Source organism: Peptacetobacter sp. AB845, from assembly GCF_047528295.1.
Classification (GTDB): Bacteria; Bacillota; Clostridia; order Peptostreptococcales; family Peptostreptococcaceae; genus Peptacetobacter.
The window spans coordinates 610,567-635,400 of record NZ_CP180001.1; the positions used below are offsets into that span (position 1 = coordinate 610,567).

22 protein-coding genes are annotated in these 24,834 nt (G+C 31.0%); 18 read left to right on the top strand and 4 right to left on the bottom strand.

The features are described from left to right. The first annotated feature begins 26 nt into the window (after positions 1-26). The 8 genes from ACK2WO_RS03170 (at position 27) to ACK2WO_RS03205 (ending at position 8,489) form a co-directional block, all read left to right on the top strand. A complete protein-coding gene (locus ACK2WO_RS03170) occupies positions 27-1,658 on the top strand; it encodes an ATP-binding protein (protein WP_414698319.1) in 1,632 nt (543 codons plus the stop codon). Positions 1,659-1,805: 147 nt separating this feature from the next. Further along, positions 1,806-2,981: an amidohydrolase gene (locus ACK2WO_RS03175; protein WP_414698320.1), complete on the top strand. Its 1,176-nt coding sequence runs from the start codon at positions 1,806-1,808 to the stop codon at positions 2,979-2,981. A 2-nt stretch (positions 2,982-2,983) separates the two neighbouring features. Then, positions 2,984-3,436, top strand: a complete 453-nt coding sequence (gene tsaE / locus ACK2WO_RS03180; protein WP_178412366.1) for a tRNA (adenosine(37)-N6)-threonylcarbamoyltransferase complex ATPase subunit type 1 TsaE — start codon at positions 2,984-2,986, stop codon at positions 3,434-3,436. After that, positions 3,437-4,168 carry a tRNA (adenosine(37)-N6)-threonylcarbamoyltransferase complex dimerization subunit type 1 TsaB gene (gene tsaB / locus ACK2WO_RS03185; protein WP_414698321.1) on the top strand — a complete coding sequence of 244 codons (732 nt, stop codon included), beginning with the start codon at positions 3,437-3,439 and terminating at the stop codon, positions 4,166-4,168. A gap of 118 nt (positions 4,169-4,286) precedes the next feature. Beyond that, complete coding sequence (rimI, locus tag ACK2WO_RS03190; RefSeq protein WP_178412368.1) at positions 4,287-4,757, top strand: ribosomal protein S18-alanine N-acetyltransferase; 471 nt, start codon at positions 4,287-4,289, stop codon at positions 4,755-4,757. Between the two features lie 3 nt (positions 4,758-4,760). Continuing rightward, a complete protein-coding gene (gene tsaD, locus ACK2WO_RS03195; protein ID WP_414698322.1) occupies positions 4,761-5,777 on the top strand; it encodes a tRNA (adenosine(37)-N6)-threonylcarbamoyltransferase complex transferase subunit TsaD in 1,017 nt (338 codons plus the stop codon). A gap of 392 nt (positions 5,778-6,169) precedes the next feature. Then, entirely contained in the window at positions 6,170-7,621 is a 1,452-nt protein-coding gene (nhaC, locus tag ACK2WO_RS03200; protein WP_414698323.1) for a Na+/H+ antiporter NhaC, read from the top strand. Positions 7,622-7,679: 58 nt separating this feature from the next. After that, positions 7,680-8,489 carry a DUF169 domain-containing protein gene (locus ACK2WO_RS03205; RefSeq protein ID WP_414698324.1) on the top strand — a complete coding sequence of 270 codons (810 nt, stop codon included), beginning with the start codon at positions 7,680-7,682 and terminating at the stop codon, positions 8,487-8,489. A gap of 210 nt (positions 8,490-8,699) precedes the next feature. Here ACK2WO_RS03205 and ACK2WO_RS03210 read toward each other — a convergent pair whose 3' ends face one another. Together ACK2WO_RS03210 and abc-f are read right to left on the bottom strand one after the other, a co-directional pair. Next, on the bottom strand, positions 8,700-10,073 hold the full coding sequence (locus ACK2WO_RS03210) for an MATE family efflux transporter (protein ID WP_178412495.1): 1,374 nt from the start codon (positions 10,071-10,073) through the stop codon (positions 8,700-8,702). Between the two features lie 4 nt (positions 10,074-10,077). After that, positions 10,078-11,994: a ribosomal protection-like ABC-F family protein gene (gene abc-f / locus ACK2WO_RS03215; RefSeq protein ID WP_414698325.1), complete on the bottom strand. Its 1,917-nt coding sequence runs from the start codon at positions 11,992-11,994 to the stop codon at positions 10,078-10,080. Positions 11,995-12,135: 141 nt separating this feature from the next. Between abc-f and ACK2WO_RS03220 the strand changes: the two genes are divergently transcribed. Beyond that, positions 12,136-12,777 carry a redox-sensing transcriptional repressor Rex gene (locus ACK2WO_RS03220; RefSeq protein ID WP_178412497.1) on the top strand — a complete coding sequence of 214 codons (642 nt, stop codon included), beginning with the start codon at positions 12,136-12,138 and terminating at the stop codon, positions 12,775-12,777. 159 nt (positions 12,778-12,936) lie between these two features. Here the strand turns inward: ACK2WO_RS03220 and ACK2WO_RS03225 are convergent, their stop codons facing one another. Next, positions 12,937-13,107: a DUF362 domain-containing protein gene (locus ACK2WO_RS03225; RefSeq protein WP_006438960.1), complete on the bottom strand. Its 171-nt coding sequence runs from the start codon at positions 13,105-13,107 to the stop codon at positions 12,937-12,939. 410 nt (positions 13,108-13,517) lie between these two features. Between ACK2WO_RS03225 and ACK2WO_RS03230 the strand changes: the two genes are divergently transcribed. The 8 genes from ACK2WO_RS03230 (at position 13,518) to ACK2WO_RS03265 (ending at position 21,711) form a co-directional block, all read left to right on the top strand. Next, the gene (locus ACK2WO_RS03230; RefSeq protein WP_414698326.1) at positions 13,518-14,357 is read left to right on the top strand and encodes an ATP-binding protein; all 840 of its coding nucleotides are present in this window, start codon (positions 13,518-13,520) and stop codon (positions 14,355-14,357) included. Positions 14,358-14,520: 163 nt separating this feature from the next. After that, entirely contained in the window at positions 14,521-15,777 is a 1,257-nt protein-coding gene (gene gluD, locus ACK2WO_RS03235; protein WP_178412499.1) for an NAD-specific glutamate dehydrogenase, read from the top strand. Between the two features lie 168 nt (positions 15,778-15,945). After that, positions 15,946-17,220, top strand: coding sequence for a transposase (locus ACK2WO_RS03240; RefSeq protein WP_414697469.1), 1,275 nt, complete (start codon positions 15,946-15,948; stop codon positions 17,218-17,220). A 90-nt stretch (positions 17,221-17,310) separates the two neighbouring features. Next, on the top strand, positions 17,311-17,538 hold the full coding sequence (locus tag ACK2WO_RS03245; RefSeq protein WP_414697468.1) for a hypothetical protein: 228 nt from the start codon (positions 17,311-17,313) through the stop codon (positions 17,536-17,538). Between the two features lie 312 nt (positions 17,539-17,850). After that, complete coding sequence (locus ACK2WO_RS03250) at positions 17,851-18,801, top strand: C40 family peptidase (RefSeq protein ID WP_414698327.1); 951 nt, start codon at positions 17,851-17,853, stop codon at positions 18,799-18,801. Between the two features lie 365 nt (positions 18,802-19,166). Continuing rightward, complete coding sequence (gene pyrB, locus ACK2WO_RS03255) at positions 19,167-20,090, top strand: aspartate carbamoyltransferase (protein WP_414698328.1); 924 nt, start codon at positions 19,167-19,169, stop codon at positions 20,088-20,090. A 32-nt stretch (positions 20,091-20,122) separates the two neighbouring features. Beyond that, positions 20,123-20,809 carry a dihydroorotate dehydrogenase electron transfer subunit gene (locus ACK2WO_RS03260; protein ID WP_178411578.1) on the top strand — a complete coding sequence of 229 codons (687 nt, stop codon included), beginning with the start codon at positions 20,123-20,125 and terminating at the stop codon, positions 20,807-20,809. After that, positions 20,809-21,711 (top strand): dihydroorotate dehydrogenase, encoded by a 903-nt coding sequence (locus tag ACK2WO_RS03265; protein ID WP_178411579.1) that lies wholly within the window; start codon positions 20,809-20,811, stop codon positions 21,709-21,711. The genes ACK2WO_RS03260 and ACK2WO_RS03265 overlap by 1 nt, the downstream gene beginning before the upstream one ends. A gap of 123 nt (positions 21,712-21,834) precedes the next feature. On the opposite strand, the gene ACK2WO_RS03270 is transcribed toward ACK2WO_RS03265, so the two are convergent. Beyond that, positions 21,835-22,725, bottom strand: coding sequence for a LysR substrate-binding domain-containing protein (locus ACK2WO_RS03270; protein WP_414698329.1), 891 nt, complete (start codon positions 22,723-22,725; stop codon positions 21,835-21,837). Positions 22,726-23,235: 510 nt separating this feature from the next. Here ACK2WO_RS03270 and ACK2WO_RS03275 point away from each other — a divergent pair. Then, positions 23,236-24,789 (top strand): cell wall-binding repeat-containing protein, encoded by a 1,554-nt coding sequence (locus ACK2WO_RS03275; protein ID WP_414698330.1) that lies wholly within the window; start codon positions 23,236-23,238, stop codon positions 24,787-24,789. Positions 24,790-24,834 lie beyond the last annotated feature (45 nt).

The following is a 24,834-nucleotide window of genomic DNA, read 5'->3' on the forward strand; positions in this document are numbered from 1 at the left end:
AATAGACAAAGAAAAGGGGTATGAGTATGGATATAAATTATATATTAGGTTTAGAAGAGGGATCTGTATTTGATAGAAAAAGTATTAAAATTAAGCCAAAGGAATTGGCCAAACATATAATAGCATTTGCAAATTCAGATGGTGGGATGATAGCTATAGGAATAACAGATAAGAATAGAATCATTGAGGGGATAGACTACTATGAAGAAAAAATAAATGATATTTTAGAAGTCCCTTTTAGGTATTGTTTTCCAAGTATAAGAGTAAAGTCTAAAAGAATAGAGTGTATTGATTCTGATGGTTTTGAAAATCATATATTACTTATGGAGATAGAGTCCGATTCTGTTGTACATAAAAATCATCAAGATGAGGTATTTATAAGGGTTGGAGATAAGTCTATAAAATTAAATTTTGAGGAGAGAATACAACTTATGTATGATAAAGGAGAGAGAAACTTTGAGGATACAGAAGTTGTTGATGCGATATTAGATGATATAGACATTCCTTTTTTAAAAGATTATATAAAAAGAATAGGGTATTCAAAAGATGAAATAAGCTATCTAAAGGAAAATAAAGGATTTTTAAAAGAAAAGAATGGAAAAGAAGTTTTGAGTACAGCAGCAATACTTTTATTTGGAAAAAGACCACAAGATTTTCTTCCTAGAGCTAGAGTTAGATTTATAAAATATGAAGGAATAGAAGAAAAAACTGGAGCTGAGATGAATGTAATTAAGGATATTGTATTTGAGGGGAAAATATATGATATGCTAAATAAAACTATAGAGTATATAGATTCTCAAATAAAAGAAAAGACTTTCTTAGAAAAAGATGGTAGATTTGTGATGGTAGAAGAATATCCTAAATTTGTAAGGCAAGAGCTTGTGGTTAATGCTGTAACCCATAGAGATTATAGTATTAGAGGAACAGAAATACAAATAAAAATGTTTGACGATAGATTGGTTGTAGAGAGTCCAGGAAAATTACCAGGGCTTGTTAAAAAGGATAATATGAGACACACTCATTTTTCTAGAAATCCAAAGATTGCCGAGTACTTAAAATATTTTGGATATGTTAAGGAATACGGAGAAGGTGTGGATCGTATTTATAAGGAGTTAGATTCTGCTGGATTTAGAGAAGTTGAGTATTATATGGATACCTTTATCTTAAAGGCAATTGTATTTAATAATAAAGTAGATTCATCAAAACTACAGTATATTATACAATCAGATGACACTTTGGGAAATAAAGTAGGTATAACAGATGAACGAAACCGGCCTATGGGAAATAAAATAGGTATAACAGGTGTAGAAAATCGGACTTTGGGAAATAAAGTAGGTATAACAAGTGAAGGAAACCGGACTTTGGGAAATAAAATGGAACTAGATTCAAAAATATGGATAAAAACATTAGAAGAAATTTTAGAAAAATCTAGTTATAAAAATACTACAAAAGAAAATATTATTAAATTATATTATGAAGTAGAAACAAATCAAATTATAGGGAATAAGGAAATATGTGATATATTGAAAAAATCTAAAAGTAATACCGCGGAAATTATAAAAAAATTGAAAGAGATAGATGTAATAGTACAAGTTAATGGAAAAGGAAGAGGAAAATATAGATTCAAGTATGAGTCTGAAATTAAAAATAAAAAATAAACAGAAAAAGACTGCTACAATTATTCGTTAGCAGTCTTTTTATTTGATAACGCTAAAAATTTTTAATATAATATATTATGAAACAGTATGCAATGATATAGTGAAGTTGTATAATAGTATATCATCTCACAGAAAGGAAGATTTGATATGATTCTTATAAAAAATGGAAACATAAACACAGTAACAAATGGAGAAATAAAAGGAGATATCCTTATAAAAAATAAAAAAATAGAAAAAATTGCAGAGTCAATAGATACAACATGCCTTGAAGATGTTGAAATAATCGATGCAGATGGATTGAATGTATTTCCAGGATTTATCGATGCTCATACACATCTTGGACTTTGGGAAGATGGTCTAGGGTTTGAGGGAGCAGATGGAAATGAAGAAACTGATCCAATTACACCTAATCTAAACCCCATAGACGCTATAAACCCAATGGACCATACATTTAAGGAAGCATACGAAGGAGGAATCACGTCTGTATGTGTAACTCCAGGAAGTGCAAATGTAATGGGAGGACAGTGTATAGCTATAAAGACATTTGGAAAAAGAATAGATAAAATGGTAATAAAAAATCCTGTAGCTGTAAAAATAGCATTTGGTGAAAATCCAAAAAGTTGTTATGGTCAGGAGGAAAAATCTCCTCAGACAAGAATGGCAATTGCAGCTACACTTAGAGAGAATTTTAGAAAAGCACAGGACTATCTTGAAGAATTAAGCTTTTACAGTGAAGCCGATGACAATGATATAGATAAACCTGAGTACGATATGAAGCTTGAAAGTTTAATACCGGTACTTAGAAGAAGAATCCCTCTAAAAGCACATGCACATAGAGCTGATGATATATTTACAGCTATGAGAATTGCAAAGGAATTCGACTTAAAGCTAACTATAGACCACTGTACAGAAGGTCATCTAATAGTAGATGAGCTTGTTGAAGAAAAAGGAGAATATCCAATAATAGTAGGGCCATCATTGACAGATAGATCTAAACCAGAGCTTAAAAATCTTTCTCTTGAAACAGCGGGAATCCTTTCAAATGCGGGCATAGAAATATCTTTAATGACAGACCACCCTGTAATACCAGTTCAGCACCTTCCAATGTGTGCAGGAATGGCTATTAAAAATGGTATGAAAGAAGATGCAGCACTTAGAGCGATAACTATAAACCCAGCTAAAACACTTGGAATAGACAAAGAAGTAGGCTCTCTTGAAGAGGGTAAGGATGCTGATATAGTTTTATGGGAAGGTTCGCCATTTGATTTAGGTGGAAAAGTAATGTGTACAATAATAAATGGAAAAGTTGTTTATAGGAGATAAATATGAAAAGAATTTTTTTAGAAGACGAGAATAAGACAAAGGAACTTGGTGAAAAACTAGGAAAATTAGTAGATGCAGGTTCAGTTATTTGTCTAGTTGGAGATTTAGGCGCAGGAAAGACTACATTTACTCAAAGTTTCGCAAAATCACTTGGAGTAGATGATTATATAACTAGCCCTACATTTACAATAGTGAACGAATATCAGGGTAGATTGCCTCTATATCATTTCGATGTTTACAGAATAGGATGCAGTGAGGAAATGTACGATATAGGTTATGACGAATATATAAACTCAGATGGGGTTTGTATAATAGAATGGGCAAATTTAATAGAGGATATACTTCCAGATGAATATTTAAAAATAGATATGAAGTATAAAGAAATGGGTAGAGAGGTAACATTCGAGCCTGTTGGAGAAAAATACGAAAAAATGATTGAGGAGATGAATTTATAGATGAAAATTTTAGGAATGGACACATCTTCAAGAGCTTGTAGTGTAGCTGTTGTAGAGAATGATTGTCTTATATGTGAATTTGTTATAAATAACAAAAAGACTCACTCACAGAAATTAATGCCTATGATAGAAACTATGCTTAATATGAGCGATTTAAGTATAGAGGATATGGATGCAATAGCAGTTTCTGTAGGGCCAGGATCTTTTACAGGTCTTAGAATAAGTATGGCTACAGCAAAGGCTATATCTCATGTAAATAATATTCCAATACTAGCAGTTAATGCGTTAGAGAGCTTAGCTGGAAATATGGACCTTTGCGATAAGAAAATATATCCAATACTAGATGCACAGAGAACTCAGGTATACACAGCAAAATACGAGTATAAAAACGACGAGCTTGTAGAGCTTGAAGGAATGGATGTAAAAGAGATAGATGATTTAATAGAGATTATAAAAAATTCAGGAGAAGAATGTATAGTTCTTGGAGAAGCTGTTTCAAAATACGAAGATAAGCTATCAGAAGTAGAAAATATACATATCCCAGCAGTTTCTCACAATGTAACTAAGGCAGCAAGTGCTTGTGCAGTTGCTTTAGCTAAGTATAAAAGAGGTGAGGGAGTGCACAGCTGCTACGATGTAAATCCAATTTATATAAGAAAATCTCAGGCAGAAGTACAGTACGAAGAAAAAATGAAAAAATTAGAGGCTCAGAAAGAAGCCGAAAATAAATAAAAAATATATTAGCTAGAATTATAATTAATAGGAAATTATAATAAATAGAAATTTGAAAGAAAGAAGGAATTGAATTTCTATATAGGGATATATAGGGATTCAAATAAAAAGAGGGAAAATGGAAAATACAGAAAAACTTTCTGATGTAACAGTAAGAGAAATGACTATGGACGATGTGGATGGAGTTTTCGAAGTTGAGAAAAATTGCTTTGAAGATTTCTGGTCTAAGCAGTCATTTATAGATGAAGTTAAAAACAGCAATGCTAGATATTTAGTTGCTGAAAAGGACTCTAAAATAGTAGGATACATAGGAATTTGGCTTATAATCGATGAAGGACATATAACAAATGTTGCAGTTCACAGCGATTATAGAGGACTTAAAATAGGAAATGAACTACTAAAAGAGATGGTAAAACTTTGTAAAGAAAATAAAATAGTTGCTATGACTTTAGAGGTCAGAAGAAGCAATTTAGTAGCACAAAATCTGTACAAAAAATACGGATTTAAAATGGCTGGTGTTAGAAAAGAGTATTATAGCGATAACAGAGAAGACGCAATAATAATGTGGAATCAGCTTTCGGAGGTGTAAAAAATGAGCGATATAATAACTTTAGCGATAGAAAGTAGCTGCGATGAAACAGCTGCATCTGTCCTTAAAAACGGGAGAGAAGTTCTTTCAAATATAATATCAACACAGATAGATATACATAAAAAATTTGGTGGAGTAGTTCCAGAAGTAGCTTCAAGAAAACATATAGAAAATATAGATATAGTTGTGCAGCAGGCTTTAGATGAAGCAAATATAACTATGAACGATATAACTCATATAGCAGTTACTTACGGTCCAGGACTTGTTGGAGCGCTTTTAGTTGGATTATCTTATGCAAAAGCTATGGCTTATGCGCTAGATATTCCTCTAGTTGGTGTAAATCATATAGAAGGACATCTAAGTGCGAACTACATAGCTCACAAGGACTTAAAACCACCATTTATAACACTTATAGTTTCTGGAGGACATACTCATCTAGTTGAGGTTAGGGACTATGGAGAATATGAAATATTAGGTAGAACAAGAGATGATGCATCTGGAGAAGCATTTGACAAAGTAGCAAGAGCTATGGGACTTGGATATCCAGGTGGGCCAATAATAGATAAATTAGCAAAAGAAGGAAATAAAGATGCAATAGAATTCCCAAGAGCGTATATGGATGAAGGATACGACTTTAGCTTTAGTGGAATAAAATCTGCGGTATTAAACTATCTAAATGCTAAAAAAATGAAAAAAGAAGAGATAGTAGAAGCAGATGTTGCGGCATCTTTCCAGGATGCTGTAACAGATGTACTAGCAAACAAAGCTATAAAAGCAGCTAAGGAAAAAGGATATAACGTAGTAACTCTATCTGGTGGAGTTGCTTCAAACTCTGGACTTAGAGAAAAAATAGAAATGCTAGGAAAAGAAAACGGAATAGAAGTAAAATATCCACCGCTAATACTTTGCACAGACAATGCAGCAATGATAGGATGTGCGGGATATTATAACTATATCAAAGGAAGAGTAGATGATATGAATCTAAATGCTGTTCCTAACTTACAGATTACAGATAAATAGAACCATCAAGAAAAATAGGACTAATACTTGCGCCAGGTTTCGACGTCCCACTTTATCATATAAAACCATAAAATGAAGTGAGACGTCTGCAAATTGTTGCATCGTATTAGTCCTATTTTTTATTTTATCATCAACAAACTGTAAACCGAAGAACAGGAACAGCATTTAAAAATATAAAATATGTATATATATAAATCTATATAACTTCATTTAAGTATATTATTTATCTATTTAATCATATAAATATAGTGTTTTTCTCAATATTTATTATATGAAGTATACTTTTTATCTATATAATATGTATTTAATTGTTTTTTTCTATTCTCTTTGCTATATTTAACAATATACATGCATGTTAAAAATTTAAGATCATAATTTAAAGGAGAATAAATATGGAAGAAAAAAATAATGTTAATTCTTCAAATCATAAGCAAGCAACTTTTGGACTTGCTATAGGTGTTCTTTTAATGATTGTTTGTATTATGTTTATAGGTGTTATGTGGTTAAAGACAATATCTATACCAGCTTGTTTGATAGTTGTTATTACCTTAGTTTGTACGATATCTTGTTTAAAGCTTAAATATAAATTTGATGAGTTAATGAATATAATGGCTGAAAGTCTTAAAAACAGTACTTTTGGATTATTATTCTTTATAGCTATAGGTGGTATAATAGCTTCTTGGATGATGTCCGGGACTGTTCCTGCTATTATATACTATGGATTAAATATCATAAGTCCTAAGATATTCCTACCAGCAGGTTTATTATTATGCAGTATAACAGCACTATGTACCGGTACTTCTTGGGGTACAGTTGGAACGATAGGTATAGCTTTGATTGCACTTGGTCAAGGCATGGGAATACCACTACCTATAACAGCGGCTATGATAGTTTCTGGAGCAGCATTTGGTGATAAAATGTCTCCGGTATCAGATACCCCAAACTTAATTTCTATGTCATGTGGTGCCGATTTATATGAATCTATTAAAGCTATGATTACTACTATGACTCCGGCTTATATTATTTCATTTATTCTTTTCACTGTTTTAGGCTTTAAATTTGCAGGTTCAAGCATAAATTATGAAATAATAAATGAAACACAGACTGTTTTAGCTGATAATTTCAATTTAAATCCAATAGTTTTACTTCCTATAGTAATACTTTTAATTTTATCATTAAAAAAATATCCATCTTTACCTAGTATGGCAGTTGCCATAATTGCAGGTATAGTAGTTTCTATAGTTCTACAAGGAGAAACTCTTTCTAGCTGTATAGAAGCTTTAAACTCAGGATTTGTTATTGAAACAGGTTCACAGTACGTTGACCCAATTCTTAACAGAGGAGGTCTACAGAGTATGTTAAACACATTCTCTATAGCATTCCTGGCAATATGTATGGGTGGACTTTTAGACAAATGTGGTTATTTAAATGCAATAGTTTCCGGATTATTAACAAAAGTAAATAGCGTAGGTTCTCTTTCTCTTATAGTTATAATTAGCTCATTTATATCAACAGCTAGCTTAGGAGAAGCTTATTTATCGTTTATACTTAATGGTTCTGTTTATAAAAAAGAATTTGATAAGAGAGGGCTTAATCGTGCAATGTTGGCAAGATTGATAAGTGAGGGAGCACTAATGCCTGCACCATTAATGCCTTGGACTACTTTTGGAGCATTTTGTCTTTCTACATTAGGAATTTCAGGATTAGAATTTGCTCCTTACGCGTTTCTAAACTACCTTTCTCCAATAGTTTCGTTAATAATGGCATATTTAGGTATAGGTGTAGTTTGGAAGAATAAATCCAATAAAGGAAAAAGAAAATTTGATGATATAATAGTTGAATAATTTAATTATTGTACTTAATAAAAGAAGAAAATTATTTTTTAAGAAAGAAGGTTTTTTAATGATAGATAAAAATAATGCTTTTAAGTATTTAGACCTTATTTTAAATTTAAAAAGAAATATAGCAGCTGCTCGTTTTATAGAATTTAAACATGAATATGAAGAACTTGATCTTCCAGAAGTAAAGGGAAGTGTATGTCTTTTATGTAGAAGAGGACTTGAAGGAACTCATTTAAAAGCAGATGAAAATCATATTTTATGTACATATGGTGCATTTGCACTTGGTATATCAAATCCAGATATAACTATCTCCTCAGGGCAGAGTTACGCAGCATGCGGTTTATACAGTGGGAAACCAGTTGCGCGCTCAATAGTTGAAAGCATACATTACCTAGAACAAGAAGTTAAAGGTATAGAAATAGGACCTATTAGTGAAGTAGATAATGCGGATTTAGTTTTTGTTGTTTGCAATACTAGACAGGCGATGAGAATTATGCAAGGGTACGCATACTACTACGGTGCACCTAAAAATATAAGTTTTATAGGTAATCAGGCTATGTGTGGAGATATAATATCAAAACCTTTTTACAATAATGATATAAATATTACTCTATTCTGCAAAGGTGCTAGAAAATACGGTGCTTTTGGAGAAGATGAAATAGGTATATCAATGCCTAGAGAAATGTTCTACAATGTTGCTCATGGTGTATTCATGACTATAAATCCGGTAGAATTCCCTAAAGAAAAGGTAGCTATAGCGGAGAGATTAAAAGAAGTAGGTATAGAAGTAGAATTTGACATGAAAGATAGTTACGGAGAAAATCTTGATGTATATGATGACATGGTAAAAGAACTAAGAAAAAAAGAATAAAATTATTACTTAAATATAAGTTAATAATTGTAAAGAATCAAAATATATGTAGAAAAATTTAAAACTTATATGTTATAAAAAGGGTATCTGTATATCACAACTCAGCGACAATTCTGCAAGCGACTCGCAACTTATAAATGTGTTACATAAAAGTGCGAGTCGCTGAAGCCTGGAGCGACTGTGATATACGATACCCTTTTTCCGTATAATTTATAAATCTTTTACAATATTAACTGCCCACTTTTTACTCAATGCCCTCGGTACTCCAAAGACAAATTTTATTATTTCTTCAACCGATGTACACCGTACGAGTAAATATATAGGCAATCCCCATTTTGCAGCAAGGAATGTTAAAGGAACTGAACCAAGCCACATAGAGCCCATTTCTATAATAAGAGCCATTTTAGTGTCTCCACCACTTCTAAGTACACCTATAATTATAAATGTATTAAAAGCCCTCAGAGCCATTACAATAGCCATTATAATAAATATCTTAGTTATATCTGGTGCAAGTGTCTCAGAAACACTAAACACCTTTAAAAGCATAGGTATTGATATTATTAAAAGAATACCCATTAAGAATCCTGTTATAGTTATTATTACACCTAATTTTTTAGAATAGTCTAAAGCCCTTTCAATATGGTCAGAACCAAGCTCATTTCCAAGCATTATAGATGAACCCATAGCGATACACATTGCAGTCATTATAAAGAAGTTGCTAGTTGTTGTAGCTATCTGGCTTGCAGCAATTGCAGAAGTACCAGCCATAGCATAGGCTACAGAATAGCAAACAGTCGCAATTGCCCAGAAAGACTCATTTATAAATATAGGAAAACTCTTAGAGCCATAAGCTATTAAAAAGTCTTTTTTAAACATTCCAAAGTGATGAATATTAAATCTAAGCATGTAATCTTTTTTGTATAGATACACATACCAAACCATTATAATTGCTTCGACTAACCTAGCAATTAAAGTAGCTAGGGCAGCACCTACAACTCCCATTTTAGGGAATCCTAACTTACCAAATATAAGAACATAGTTTAAACACACATTTACAACTATTGCAATTGCACTACATTTCATACCTATATTTGGATTTTTTATACTACGAGAACATACCCCAAACCCCATACTTATAGCAGTTAAAGGGTAACTGATTACTACTATTTTAAAATAATTTTTGCATAAAGCTACGACCTCAGGGTCATATGAAAAAATATGTATTATGCTTTCAGGTGAAACAAAAGCTATTATTACAAAAGGAAGGCTCATAACAAGTCCTAATAATATGCTTAGGGCTGTAACCTTTTTAATGTTTGTTATATCATTTTTTCCAAAGAATTGCGATATAAATAGCCCTGATCCCCCTAAAACACCGGCAAGAAACATATTAAATACAAAGAAGAACTGGTTTGCAACACCTACAGATGCAACAGAAACCTCTCCCAAACTACTTATCATAACTGTATCTATTACATTTACAGAAGATGAGATAAGGTTCTGAATAATTATAGGTATGCATAAAGATAAAAGAATACTGAAAAATCTCTTATTATAATCGTCAAGTGCAAATAGTTTTTTCAATAATTTACTCCATTATCTGTTCCCATTTTTCATAAAGAGAGGCAAGCTTATCCTCTAATTCTGATTTTTCTAGGTTTACTTCTTTTGATTTTTCTGGATTTGAATAAATTTCTTCCTGACAAAGCATCATATCAAGACCTGCTATTTTCTTTTCAGTCTGCTCAATATCATCTTCTAATTTTTTGATTTTATTTTTGCTCCGTCTTTCGATTTCCCTCTGTTCTTTTTCTTTTCTTTTTTCCTCTTTTAACTGAGTCTTTGTTTTAGTCTCAGTATTTTCCTCTTTGTTCATTTCACTGAGCTGTCTTTTCTTTTCAATATAATAATCGTAATTTCCAAGGTATTCTGTTACCCCATTTTCGCCAAGTACTAATATTTTATCGACTACTTTATTTAAGAAATATCTATCGTGTGAGATTGTAAATATAGTTCCAGTATAGTTTACAAGAGCTTCTTCTAATACTTCTTTTGAATCTATGTCTAAGTGGTTTGTAGGTTCGTCAAGAAGTAGGAAGTTAGACTGAGATAGTATCAGTTTAAGGATTGCAACCCTTGCTCTTTCTCCCCCACTTAGAGAAGATATTTTCTTAAATACATCTTCATTTTCGAATAAGAATGCTCCAAGCATATTTCTAACCTCTGTCTGTGTAAGATGAGGATTTGCATCCCAAATCTCGTCAATTACAGTGTTATCAAGGTTTAGAGTTTTCTGTTCCTGATGGAAGTAAGCAGTATTTACATTTGTACCAAATTTAACTTCACCTTCCATAGGCTGTAATTCGTTCATTATTATCTTGAATAATGTAGATTTTCCAGCTCCGTTTGGCCCTATAAGTGCAACTTTTTCACCTCTGTATATATCAAGGTTTAAATCTTTAAATAGGACCTTGTCTGGGAATCTCATCCCCACATCTCTAACAGCTAAAACATCATTACCACTTTCAACTGCAGGTATAAACTTAATTTTAGCTCTTTTTCTTTCACCATCAGGTCTATCAAGTACTTCTATCTTAGAAAGTGCTTTTTCCTTACTTCTGGCTCTTTTTAAATGCTTTTCTCTTCCGTAAGCCTTTAATCTTTCAATAGATTCTTCTTGTTTTTTTATTTCTTTTTGTTGGTCTTCATAAGTTTTTCTCTCTATTTCCTTATCTATAGCAGATTTTTCTACATAATAAGAATAGTTTCCGTTATAAGCTTTTAACTTCTTATTATGTATCTCAAATATTCTGTTTACAGATTGATCTAAGAAATATCTGTCGTGGGAAATAAGGATGACAGTCCCTTTATACTGTTTAAGGAACAACTCCAACCACTCAAGAGCATCAGAATCAAGATGGTTTGTAGGTTCGTCCAGTAGAAGAAGAGTAGGTTTTTTAAGTAGTAGCTTAGCTAAAAGAACTCTAGTCTTTTCTCCACCTGAAAGAATTTTGATTGGTTTTTCTAGTTCGTCATCGTTAAAACCTAGACCTTTTAAAACTCCTTTTGCTTCAGATTTATATCCGTAGCCGTTTGAGTTTTGGAAAAGCTCTAGTTTATGTGAATAATTATCCATAAGTTTTTGTAAATCTGGAGAATTATTTTCTGAACTTTTGTCAGAAATCTCACATTCCATTTTTCTTAAATCTTCCTCCATTTTTATGAGGTCGCTAAAAACTTCTAAAACCTCTGTAAAAATAGTATTGTCTGAGTAGAAGTTGGTATTCTGCTCTAAATAACCGATTTCACAATCTTTAGATGTATAGATTTCTCCACTGTCATATCCGTAAATACCAGAAATTATCTTAAAAAGAGTGGTTTTTCCAGTACCGTTTACACCTATGACACCAATTTTATCGCCCTCATTAACAGTAAAACTTATGTTTTCGAGTATTGATTCTACGCCAAAACTCTTAGTTAAGTTATTACATGATAAAATAATCATAAATTTCTACCTCCTCAAGCTACCTAAAATTATAATGTTTTGATATAATATATTCAAGGCTATATGTATGGTTTTAGAAAAAAGTATGTTATATAATAAACCATGATGGATTATAATTAGAGTTAGGGGGTGCTAATTGAGATGGGAAATAAAAATATTTCGATGGCGGTTATAAGAAGACTACCTAAATACTACAGATATTTAGGAGAACTTCTAGACAATGATGTTCAGAGAATATCATCAAAAGAATTAAGTGAAATAATAGGTTTCACAGCTTCTCAGATAAGACAGGATTTAAACAACTTTGGAGGATTCGGACAGCAGGGGTACGGATATAATGTAGAGGCCCTACATAAAGAAATAGGTAAAATATTAGGACTTGATAGACCTTATAATGCAGTACTTATAGGTGTAGGTAATCTAGGACAGGCTATAACAAACTATTCAGGATTTAGAAATTCAGGATTTGAAATAAAGGCATTATTTGATGCGAATCCAAGAATGATAGGTCTAAAAATAAGAGAGCTTGAAATATTAGATTCTGATGTTATAGAAGATTATATAAAAGAACACGAAATAGACATAGCAATCGTATGTATACCAAAAAATGGAGCTCAGGAACTAATAAACAGAATAGTTGGAGCTGGAATAAAAGGTATATGGAACTTTGCTCCAATAGATCCAGAGGTTCCAAAAGGAATCATAGTTGAGAATGTTAACTTAACTGAAAGCTTATTTACTCTTTCTTATTTAATGAAAGAAAATAACGAATTAAAGAAGTAAATTTTTGAAGAAGTAAATTTAAAAAAAGAATCTTGATTGTATTGAGTAGAATTATTTGGGTTAAATTTGTTATATTTTAATTGATTGAATTTGTAAAAATTAAAAATTGAGAAATAAAAAAGACTGATTTGAAAAAATCAGTCTTTTTGTTTACTAAAATTATTCAGCCTGAGGAGCTCCTACTGGACATGCTTCTGCACAAGCACCACATTCAACACATGCATCTGCATCTATTACGTATATGCTATCTCCTTCAGATATTGCTCCAACTGGACATTCAGCTGCACAAGCACCACAGCTTACACAAGCATCAGTTATTTTGTATGCCATTTTAGTTTCCTCCTAATAATTATAAATTTATTGTAAGTACATTATAACAAAAAAGTCTTCTTATAACAATTAAATTAATTGATGAAAAGCAAATATTTTTGTATCATATAACTTAAACATAGAAACTTCAATACTTCTAGAAATTTGAAAAAATTTGTTGGAGAATAATGATTCTTTTTTGCATCTAATTTATAATGAAGATTCATTTTAATTTGAGATTTTCATGTTAAAAAAAATATGTTAAAAAAATTTCAATTTTAAAGAATAGAGAGAAGAGGTGAATAAGGTCGCATTTTTATCGTAAAAATAATGTTAAATGTATTAGTGTACATTATACACAATAAATAGTATATACTAATACTATCTAAATAGAGTTATTTATAACTTAATTTAAAAAAATAGAATGCAATATGAAAACGATAACACAGAAAGCGGCTATACTTTTGAAAATTTATGTTTTAGTAGGAAAAAGTGGGACAGGAAAAAGCTATAAATCATTAGAATTAGCTTGTGAAAATAATATAGACTATATTATAGACGATGGTCTACTTATTTATAAGGGACAAATAGTAGAAGGAATATCTGCAAAGCAGTCACAGACTAGGATGGAGGCTGTTAGAAGAGCTGTATTTTCTGATATTAATCATAGAAAATCTGTTAAGAAAAAAATTAACGAATTGGACATAGAACGTATACTAGTTTTAGGGACTTCTATAAAAATGGTAAGGCAAATTTGTGCGGCTCTTGAACTAGGTGAGATAGATAAGATTATAGATATAAACGATATAAGTACTGATGAAGAAATAAAAAAAGCTATAGAGTCTAGAAAAGGAGGGAATCATATAATACCAGTTCCTACTGTAGAGATTAAGAAAAGGATAAATGGATTAAGAATAAATCCTTTAAGAAGGTTTTTTATGACATCTAATAAAGAGACTAAAGTGCTTGAAAAGACTGTGATTAGACCAGCTTTTAGCTATATGGGTAAGTTCTACATAGCGCCAGAAGTACTGAATCAAATTATAAAATATACAATATTTCAAAATTCAAATATATCTAGAATAAATAGAATAAGTGTAGATGATTCTAATGGAAAAATAGAGATAAAAGCAAATATAAATATAAGAAATGTAGAAGCGTTTAGAAGTTTAAAAAACATTCAACATAATATAAAAAGAAATGTAGAAGAAATGACATTAATTAATGTTAGCAAAATTGATGTTTATATTAATAAAATAAAAGATAAATAGTTTTGTAGTAATATATCAAAATAATTTGAAATTTATTGTAAAAATGTTGTACTATTTTATAAAAAGTATGTTATAATCAAACTGTAGACGCGGGAAAATGATTTTTCAAGCGTGAAAGTTTATATGAATTATTTATATTAGAGTATTTAAGGGGGCTTACACAATGTCAGGAAATGTTTTTGAAAACGCACAGGCACAGGTAAAAAAAGCATGCGATAAATTAGGAATGGAACCTAATGTTTACGAATTATTAAAAGAACCTCAGAGAGTTATAGAAGTAAACATACCAGTTAAAATGGACGACGGATCTATAAAAGTATTCAAAGGATTCAGATCTCAGCACAATGATGCAGTTGGACCAACAAAAGGTGGAGTTAGATTCCATCCAAACGTTTCATTAGAAGAAGTTAAAGCTTTATCTATATGGATGACTTTCAAATGTTCAGTAACAGGTATACCATATGGTGGTGGTAAAGGGGGAATAATAGTTGACCCTAGCCAGTTATCTCAGGGAGAACTTGAAAGATTATCAAGAGGATACATAGACGGAATATACAAATTAATAGGTGAAAAAGTAGACGTACCAGCTCCAGACGTTAACACTAACGGACAGATAATGTCTTGGATGGTTGATGAATACAATAAATTAACAGGATCAAGCAACATAGGTGTTATAACTGGTAAACCAGTTGCATTCGGTGGATCATTAGGAAGAAATGAAGCTACTGGATTTGGTGTTGCAGTTACTGCAAGAGAAGCAGCTAAAAAATTAGGTATAGATATGAAAGAAGCTAAATTAGCTGTTCAGGGATTCGGTAACGTTGGTGCTTTCACTGTTAAAAATATACAGAAATTAGGCGGAACTGTTGTAGCTATGGCTGAATGGTGCCCTAAACATGGTACTTACGTAATATACAAAGAAGACGGTTTAGATTTCCAGGCTATGTGGGATCACAGAGCAGCTAATGGAGATTTATATGACTTCCCAGGTGCAAAAGTTATATCTTTAGAAGAATTCTGGGCATTAAACGTTGACATAATAGTACCAGCAGCTCTTGAAAATGCTATAACTGCAGATGTTGCTGAAACTATAAACGCTAAATTAATATGTGAAGCAGCTAACGGACCAACTACTCCAGAAGCTGACGAAGTATTAGCTAGAAAAGGAATAACTTTAACTCCAGACATATTAACTAATGCTGGTGGTGTTACAGTTTCTTACTTCGAATGGGTACAGAACTTATACGGATACTACTGGTCAGAAGCTGACGTAGAAGCTAAAGAAGAAGAAGCTATGGTTAAAGCTTTCGAATCTCTATGGAAAATAAAAGAAGAATACAACGTAACAATGAGAGAATCTGCTTACATGCACTCAGTTAAAAAAGTAGCTGAAGCTATGAAATTAAGAGGATGGTACTAAGATTTAACTCAACAGTACAGTTGTAAATATTAAATGAATTTAATAGGAGATACCATGTTTATGATGGTGTCTCCTTTTTATTTTGATTAATAAGAAATAGTAGATAGGTGTGTCTACTATTTTTTTATTCCTAAGGAAATTATAATAATTTAAAATTGTGGAAAACTTATGTACAATAGTAATATGAATGTATTGAAGAAACAAAAAGATGAAAAAATCATTAAGAAAATATTAAAAAATCACTTTGAAGAATTCAAACTAAAATATTGGAATAAAGTTAGAAGAGAAATGAGAGATCAGATAGAAAATACTGTAATAAAGGCTTTAAATTGTGGAAATATAGAGAACGGATATATAAAACACAAATGTATAGACTGTGGAGAAGAGTATATCCAAGGGTTCACTTGTAAAAGTAAGTTTTGTACAAAGTGTGGAAGAAAATATTCTATGGAATGGGCAGAAAAACAGGTAGAAAATATGCTTGATGTTTCTCATAGACATGCAGTTTTCACAATTCCGGAGGAGTTGAGAGTTTATTTCTACAGAAAGCGAGAGCTTTTAAAAGATTTACAAGATGCTACATATGAGGTATTAGATAGTTTTCATAAAAATAAAACAAAGGGAAATTATGAATTAGGGGTAATTGCTGTAGTACACACCTTTGGTGGAGATTTAAAATGGAATCCTCATATACACGCCTTATACACCGAAGGTGGAATAGATAGAAATAATAAGTGGTTCAAAAAATTAGATTTCATACCATATACATATATGAAAAAGGTATGGCGAAAGTTGGTACTAGATATAATAAAAAACAATTTTAGCGATAGAAAAACTAAAAATTTGATAAATAAGCTATATAAGAAAGAATTCTATGTAAATGCAGAAAGACGTTTAACTAATATAAAACAGGCAACTCAATATATAGGTAGATATTTGGCTAGACCAGCTATCGCTGAATATAGAATAATTAATTACGATGGAAAAAATGTAACTTACTGGTATGAAAACAAAAAACCTAAGGAAAAAAGAGAAATAACTGTAAATGTATTAGAATTTATAGGTAAAATAACCCAACATATTCACCCGAAGGGTTTTAGAGTTGCAAGAAGATACGGTCTATATTCAAGAATAAAAAATAAATTAAGCATAGAAATATTGAAGTTATATAACTTTATGAGACACAGAAATATATCTAAGCTGATAAAAAAGAAGAATACAGTAAAGAAAAATTTTAAAGATAGATTGATAGAATCATTTGGAGTAAATCCTTATATTTGTAAAAATTGTGGAAAAGACATGATTCTATGGGAAATATGGCATTATAAATATGGATTAATATATAATGCACTAGATAAATCAAATTATAAAAGAATAATCTACGAAGAAATTATAGAAAAAGAAATTTCTTTGAATACAACAACACAAATAGAATTATTTTAAAAGTCTATTAATAAATAGGCTAGCTTTGCTATACTCAAATATAAATAATAGTGTATAATTAGTGTAATTAAAATTATTAGGAGAAATAGTATGTTAAAAGAATTAGAAGAAATGAGTAAAGGACAAAAGTTATATAATTATGAATGTAAGTCTTGTGGATTTGAAAAAGGAGTACCAGAATTTATAGTAGAAGAATTAAGACAAGATGCATTCTTTTCATCAGGAGCGATAGCTTCGCTAAATGAAAAAAATATGCCAGAATTAATTTGTCCTAATTGTGGAGCTAAATTTGAATACAAAAAAACTGACGACCGTTAGGTGTCAGTAAAGGTACTGTCACAAGAACACCTTTTAAAGGTGTTCTGTGGCAGTATTTTTTTATGAAATAATAAGATTTATTATTTATAAGTATATAAAAATAATAAGTTTAAAAAGTATGAAAGCAGAAAATAACTGCAACTCAAAGGTGACATAATTATTTACATTATAAATTCTACAAGGTATAATATATTGTATATGTATTGAAAAATAGAACAATAAGATAATAATTTTGAAATGTATAAATAAAAATAAAAAAGATGATAATGTAAATAGAAATATATAAATAATAAATTTTGAGGAGGGTTAGATTTGGATAAGAAAAAATTACTTTCATTAGTTGTATCTGTTGCTATGGTAGCTACAGGGACAGTGTTAGCAAGTGCGGATGAGATAGATGATATAAATGCTGTACCAGATACAGAAACAGGAATAACAATAGATGAATATAAAGAATCTCCATATAAAGTAGCAACTGTAAAAGATGGTAAATCAGTTAATGTAAGAGTGGATGGAAATACTAAAAGAGTAGCTGGAGAAGGAGAACAGTTTAAAGTTAAAGGAATCCAGGGAGAATGGGTTAATGTTGAAGATGGTGAAGATGATGCTTGGATAGCTTCTGAATATGTTGCTATATCAGAAGGTGTTGCATTTACTACAGCATCTACATTAAACCTAAGAGCAGCGGACAATACATCTTCAGAAGTATTAGAAGAATTAGATAAAGGAAGTGCTTTAGTAGTAGTTAAGCAGGAAGGTGATTGGATACAGGTTAGAAATCAGGGAAAAGAAGGATATGTTCACGCTGATTATGTAACTGATGAAGCTCCTGTAGTACCTACTGTAGACGTAGATGGAAATATAATAGATGTTCCTTCTGTAGATAGCTACAGTGCACAGGCTGTATTAAACTTAGCATATTCTAAAAAAGGAAGCCCATATCTTTGGGGTGCAACAGGTCCTGATAAATTTGACTGTTCAGGATTTGTACAGTATGTATATATAAACTCTGTAGGGGTATCTCTGCCAAGAGTATCTTCTGATCAGGCAAATGTAGGAACAGAAATAACTAGAGATCAGCTTCAGCCAGGGGATTTAGTATTCTTCACAACAGATGGAAGTGGTGGAGTAAGTCATGTTGGTATATATGTAGGAAATGGATGTATGATACATTCACCTCACAGTGGAGAAGTAGTAAAAGTAACTGACATAACATCAGATTACTACTCAAGTCATTTTGTAACAGCAAGAAGAGTATTATAATAAAATTTAAATGATATAAACGAGTCATCTTGTAGATTTATAAGATGGCTCTTTTTATATTGATTATTTTATAGAATACCTAAATATGTGTTTTTGCTTCAGGCTTCAGCACGGCGCAGAACATTTTAGCTTATCTAATGATTCAACTAAATATATTTAATTTTACTAGTGGATAAGAAAGATGATTGTATCATTTTTAGCGACAATGCGACTTGATCGCCTGGAGCGAAAATAATACAATCATCTTTCTTGTAATTATGCTAAAATATAATTAATATATTTAGTTGACATTAGATAGGTAAAGGTGATAAGCTACTAATAGCTTTAAATTCGGTCCAGTGAGGCCGAGAAGGAGGAATTAAAAAATGTTAAAATCAAGAAATCTAATACAGCCAGAAGACTTTACTGTTGAAGAAATAGATGAGGTTCTATCTCTTGGACAGAGAATAATGAAAAATCCAGAAAAATACATACATGTGTGTGATGGAAAACTTTTGGCAACTCTATTCTATGAACCATCAACAAGAACAAGACTAAGCTTTGAATCAGCTATGAACAGACTTGGTGGACGTGTAGTGGGATTCTCAGATCCTAAAGCTTCATCTACATCTAAAGGAGAAACTCTTCAGGATACAATGAGAACAGTATCTAACTATGTAGATATAATAGCTATGAGACATCCTGTAGCAGGTGCAGCAGCTGAAGCGGTAGAAGCATGTAGTGTTCCTTTCATAAATGCTGGAGACGGTGGAAACCAGCATCCAACTCAGACTCTTACAGATTTACTAACAATAAAAACTTTAAAAGGAAATCTTAACGGCCACACAGTAGGACTTTGTGGTGATTTAAAATACGGAAGAACAGTACATTCTTTAGTAAAAGCAATGTCTAGATACCCAGATACAAAATTTGTATTTATAGCTCCAGATGAATTAAAAATGCCAGATAGCGTTAAAGAAGCTATAAAAGGACACGAATTTGTAGAAACTAATGATTTAGAATCAGCTATACCTGACCTTGATATACTTTACATGACTAGAGTTCAGAGAGAAAGATTTGATGATATAGAAGAATACGAAAGATTAAAAGATACATATATATTAAACAAAGAAAAATTAACTGATGCAAAAGAAGATATGTTAATACTTCATCCACTTCCAAGAGTGAATGAAATATCTACTGATGTAGACGATGATAAGAGAGCTGTTTACTTCGAACAGGCAAAATTTGGAATGTATGTTAGAATGGCTCTAATAATGAAACTTCTAGGAATAAAAGACCCAGAATAAACTATCAAAAAATAATGCGAAGGAGAATATAGATGTACAAAATAATAGAAAATAGTTATATCGGCGAAGATATGTACAGAATGAAAGTCGCAGGAAAATTTGAAGGAAAAATGGGACAGTTCTATATGCTAAGAGCTTGGGACAAATACCCTGTACTTTCAAGACCGATAAGTATACATGACATAGATGAAGAAGGAATAACATTCCTTTACAAAGTAGTAGGAGAAGGAACAGAAATATTTGCTAAGCTTGTTCCAGGAGATGAAATAAAACTTCAGGGACCATATGGAAACGGATACGAAAAAGTAGAAGGAAAAATAGCTTTAGTTGGTGGTGGAATAGGTGTAGCACCTCTTTACTTAGTAGCTAAAACTATACCTGGATGCGATGCATATCTTGGATTCAGAGAAGAAGCGATATTAGTAGATGAATACAAAGAATTCTGTAATGAAGTAAAAACAACTACAGGAAATACATTCATAACAGATATACTAAATGTAGAAGATTACGACTACATACTATCTTGTGGACCAACACCAATGATGGAAAAATTAGTTAAAATGTGTGAAGGTACAAATACAAGAATAATGATTTCTCTTGAAAATCACATGGCTTGTGGTGTAGGAGCATGTCTAGTATGTACTTGTAAAACAAAATTCGGAAATAAAAAGACTTGTAAAGACGGTCCAGTATTCTGGGGAGAGGATGTGATTTTCTAATGGCAGATTTAAGAGTAAAATTTGGAGAAATAGAATTTAAAAATCCTATAGTAATGGCCTCAGGAACATTCGGATTTGGTAAAGAATACAATGAATATTATGATATAAACGAACTTGGTGGAGTAAGTAGTAAAGGATTAACTTTAAATGCAAAACCAGGAAATAATGGTTTAAGAATACACGAAACTCCATCAGGAATAATGAACAGTGTTGGGCTTGAAAACCCAGGCGTACAGGGATTTATAGACCACGAAATGCCTTTCTTCGGAAATCTAAACTGTGTTAGAATAGCTAACGTTGGTGGAGGATGCCTAGAAGATTACGTAAAAGGTGTTGAACTTTTAAATAATCAGGATATAGATATGGTAGAACTTAACATATCTTGCCCTAACGTAAAAGCTGGAGGAATGGCTTTCGGAATAAAAAATGAAGTAGCTAGAGAAGTGGTAAGAGAAGTAAGAAAAGTTTGCAAACACCCTCTAGTTGTAAAACTATCTCCAAATGCAGAGGATATAGTTGGAATGGCAAAAGTTTGTGAAGAAGAAGGTGCGGATGGTGTATCTTTAGTAAATACATTTAAAGCCCTTGCAATAGATATAAGAAGAAGAAAACCAGTATTTGAAAATGTAACTGCTGGACTTTCAGGACCTGCTATAAAACCTATAGCTCTTAGAATGGTATACGAAGTAAGTAAAGCCGTAAACATACCAGTAATAGGAATAGGTGGAATATCTACAGCAGAAGATGTTATAGAATTTATAATGGCTGGAGCTACTGTAGTTCAGGTAGGAACTGCAAACTTTATGGATCCAGAAATAGGAACAAAAATAATAAAAGACCTTAATGATTTTATGGATAGGGAAGGAATAAAATCTCTTGATGAAATAAGAGGTATAATATAATATCTATAAAATAAAAAAAGTCATCTCTGAAAAGGGATGACTTTTTTATTTATAAGGTATTTGTAATATAGTTTATAAAAATAAATAATATTTGTATAACTAGAATAGAACTATTTAGAATTATTAAATTTGATTATATTCATTTTTTATCTCATCTAAAAATAATGAAACTGATCTTTTGGGTTTGAAGTTTTTCTGAGAAATAGAATAGAATGTTCTAGAAAATTCGTTGTCTATATCAACGCAGAATATTTCATTAGAATTTTCAAATTGCTTACAAGCGGAACCAGATAAAATAGAAATTCCCATTCCATTTTTTACAGCCTCTTTTATTGAATAACTACTTCCTATGATGAAAACAGATTTGGGGATTATCTGTTTTTTGTTTAGAAAATATTCTGTAAGGAATCTTGTACCAGATCCTTTTTCCCTTAAAATCCAATTTTTTCCACTCAAATTTTCATAAGAATGTATATTAGATATATAACTTTTGTAATCATAAGGGAAAATCAACTTCATACTTTCTTTAAAGAATTCCTGTTGTTCGAAATCATCAGACATAATTTTTCTGTCTATAATACCTATATCTGCATTTAAATTTATTAAATCTTCTTTTACCTCATCAAAACTTTTCATAGCTAGCTCAATGTCTATATTTGGATATTTTTTTGAAAAATTAGCTATGTATTTTGGAAGTATGTAATTTGCAGCTGATGGTACTGCTGAAATTTTTATACTTCCGCTGACATAATCGCTATCTATTTTGACTTCTAGCTTAGCAGCATCAATTATGCAAACTACTTCCTTTGCTCTTTTGTAAAGAAGATAGCCTTGTTCAGTTATTTTTATCGACTTTTGTCTAACTGACCTATCTATTAGTTTTTCTCCAAAATAGTTTTCGAGATTTTTGATGTGTACGCTTACACTTGGTTGTGAAAGACTTAAATATTCTGCAGCTTTGGTAAAATTCTTGATTTCAACAACAGCGATAAATGTTTTTAATTCCTCTAACAAATCTCTCGCCCCTTTCTAAATAGTTAAAATTAGAAATTCTAGTATATTATAACATATATAAATATTTTAAAATATATTAGTAATAAAATAAAATATTATAAAAATAAATAAAATTATAAAAAAATAGATGATATTTTAGTATGAAAGGTTTAAAAGTGATTGTATTTTTGATATAATTTTAATATAAACCAAAATCATAAGAAGGAAGATGACAGAAATGCTTTTTATTTTGAAAGATATTTATATATTAAAAGAGAGACAGATAAGATTTATGCCTCTTTCTTTTGGTGCAAAAAATAATGATTTGATAGTAAAGCACAGAGAAACTATATATTAATATATGGTTACTTTGTGCTTTTTTAATTAATAATTTTTTTATAAGGGGGCAATTATATGTATTTATCATTATTAAGAGAGGATGAAAAAATTTAAAATTTAAATTAGCTTATGAGGTATCAAATAATGATACAGAAACAAGATACTACAATTATTAAAATGAGGTGATTTATAATGAGTCTAAAAAAAGGTTTAAGTGTATCAATGGCTGCAGTAATGTCTGTTGGAATGGTAGCTTCAGTATCATCTACAAGTGAAGCAGCAACAGCCGATAAAATAATAGGAAGTGGAAGACATGAAACAGCGGTTAAAATAAGTCAGAAGGGATGGAAAAGTGCAGAAAACGCAATAATAGTAAATGATTCTGCAATAGCAGATGCACTTGCAGCAACACCATTTGCAAAAAATATAAATGCACCAATACTTCTTACTGGAAAAAATAGCTTAAATGCTAAAACAAAAGCAGAACTTGAAAGACTTGGAGTAAAAAATGTATATATTATAGGTGGAGAAGCAGTTCTTCCAAGTAATATTGAAGAAAATTTATCATCAGAAGGATATAATGTAGAAAGAATAAAAGGTAATACAAGAGAAGAAACAGCTATAAAAATAGCAGAAAAACTATCTGAAAAAGTAGATATAAAAGAAGTCGCAGTAGTAAATGGTGTGACTGGTTTAGCAGATGCGGTTAGTGTTTCAGCAGCTGCAGCACAAAATAATATGGCTATAATTTTATCTAATAAAAAATCAGGGATAAATGCTTCAAAAGAGTTTATAAAAAAAGAAGGAATAAAAAAATCTTATATAATAGGTGGGACTGCTGCAGTTTCTCAGAGTGTGCAGAATTCATTACCTAATCCTGAAAGAATAAGTGGGGGAAATAGAAATATAACTAATGCTAAAGTAATAAATAAGTTCTATAGTGCAAAGAATTTAAACAACATATATGTAGCAAAAGATGGAAGTAAAAGTTCAAGCCAACTTGTAGATGCGCTAGCTGTAGGAGTATTAGCTGCAAAAGAAAAATCACCTGTGCTTATTGCTTCAAATGAGTTAGCTTTATCACAGAAGGGAATTTTTAATGGTAAAAAGTTTAAAAAGATAGTTCAGGTAGGCGGAAATGGAAATGAAAAAGCATTTGCGGAGGCAAATAATATTCAAAAGGGAAAAATAAAAACAGGCAAAAGAATACAGAGCTTATACTGTAAAAATGCTTGGTATGATATAAATGATAACAACAAAAAAATAGTTTTTACAAAAGATACATTTAATGGACATCCTTGCAAGGTAATCAGTACACCAGATAAATATAAATGTGTATTTGAAGTATATGAAGGTAACTCTGTAAAAAAATATAAAATAGATGGCATGACAGAATTAGGGGTAATGTTCTGTAAATATAATGAGGAAAAAGGAAAATTTGAACCATCTTCATTATTAACAGAAAGCCCTATGAAAAATGGATTTGAAAAATGTTATGGAACATGGATAAATGATTTTACTGGTGATAAGCTAGAAGTGACAAAAAATAGTATAAATGGATATTCGTATAAAGTTATAAAATCAGATTACGATGAGGGAACATATATATATATTATTGAAGCAGATGTTGATGGATATAATTTAGAAATGAAATTTGAATATGAAATGACAGGAAACATATTCTTATCAGCATATAATCCAGAAATAGGAGAATATGAAGATCTAGGGGTTTATATGCAGCTATAATTAAGTATAAAAAGTATTAAATAAAGATTTATAGCACTTGTTTAA

Bases quoted from the DNA above. Each gene is read 5' to 3' on its own strand.
- ACK2WO_RS03170 (WP_414698319.1), top strand. From the start codon at position 27: ATGGATATAAATTATATATTAGGTTTAGAAGAGGGATCTGTATTTGAT.
- ACK2WO_RS03175 (WP_414698320.1), top strand. From the start codon at position 1,806: ATGATTCTTATAAAAAATGGAAACATAAACACAGTAACAAATGGAGAA.
- tsaE (WP_178412366.1), top strand. From the start codon at position 2,984: ATGAAAAGAATTTTTTTAGAAGACGAGAATAAGACAAAGGAACTTGGT.
- tsaB (WP_414698321.1), top strand. From the start codon at position 3,437: ATGAAAATTTTAGGAATGGACACATCTTCAAGAGCTTGTAGTGTAGCT.
- rimI (WP_178412368.1), top strand. From the start codon at position 4,287: ATGGAAAATACAGAAAAACTTTCTGATGTAACAGTAAGAGAAATGACT.
- tsaD (WP_414698322.1), top strand. From the start codon at position 4,761: ATGAGCGATATAATAACTTTAGCGATAGAAAGTAGCTGCGATGAAACA.
- nhaC (WP_414698323.1), top strand. From the start codon at position 6,170: ATGGAAGAAAAAAATAATGTTAATTCTTCAAATCATAAGCAAGCAACT.
- ACK2WO_RS03205 (WP_414698324.1), top strand. From the start codon at position 7,680: ATGATAGATAAAAATAATGCTTTTAAGTATTTAGACCTTATTTTAAAT.
- abc-f (WP_414698325.1), bottom strand. From the start codon at position 11,994: ATGATTATTTTATCATGTAATAACTTAACTAAGAGTTTTGGCGTAGAA.
- ACK2WO_RS03220 (WP_178412497.1), top strand. From the start codon at position 12,136: ATGGGAAATAAAAATATTTCGATGGCGGTTATAAGAAGACTACCTAAA.
- ACK2WO_RS03225 (WP_006438960.1), bottom strand. From the start codon at position 13,107: ATGGCATACAAAATAACTGATGCTTGTGTAAGCTGTGGTGCTTGTGCA.
- ACK2WO_RS03230 (WP_414698326.1), top strand. From the start codon at position 13,518: ATGAAAACGATAACACAGAAAGCGGCTATACTTTTGAAAATTTATGTT.
- gluD (WP_178412499.1), top strand. From the start codon at position 14,521: ATGTCAGGAAATGTTTTTGAAAACGCACAGGCACAGGTAAAAAAAGCA.
- ACK2WO_RS03240 (WP_414697469.1), top strand. From the start codon at position 15,946: ATGTACAATAGTAATATGAATGTATTGAAGAAACAAAAAGATGAAAAA.
- ACK2WO_RS03245 (WP_414697468.1), top strand. From the start codon at position 17,311: ATGTTAAAAGAATTAGAAGAAATGAGTAAAGGACAAAAGTTATATAAT.
- pyrB (WP_414698328.1), top strand. From the start codon at position 19,167: ATGTTAAAATCAAGAAATCTAATACAGCCAGAAGACTTTACTGTTGAA.
- ACK2WO_RS03260 (WP_178411578.1), top strand. From the start codon at position 20,123: ATGTACAAAATAATAGAAAATAGTTATATCGGCGAAGATATGTACAGA.
- ACK2WO_RS03265 (WP_178411579.1), top strand. From the start codon at position 20,809: ATGGCAGATTTAAGAGTAAAATTTGGAGAAATAGAATTTAAAAATCCT.
- ACK2WO_RS03275 (WP_414698330.1), top strand. From the start codon at position 23,236: ATGAGTCTAAAAAAAGGTTTAAGTGTATCAATGGCTGCAGTAATGTCT.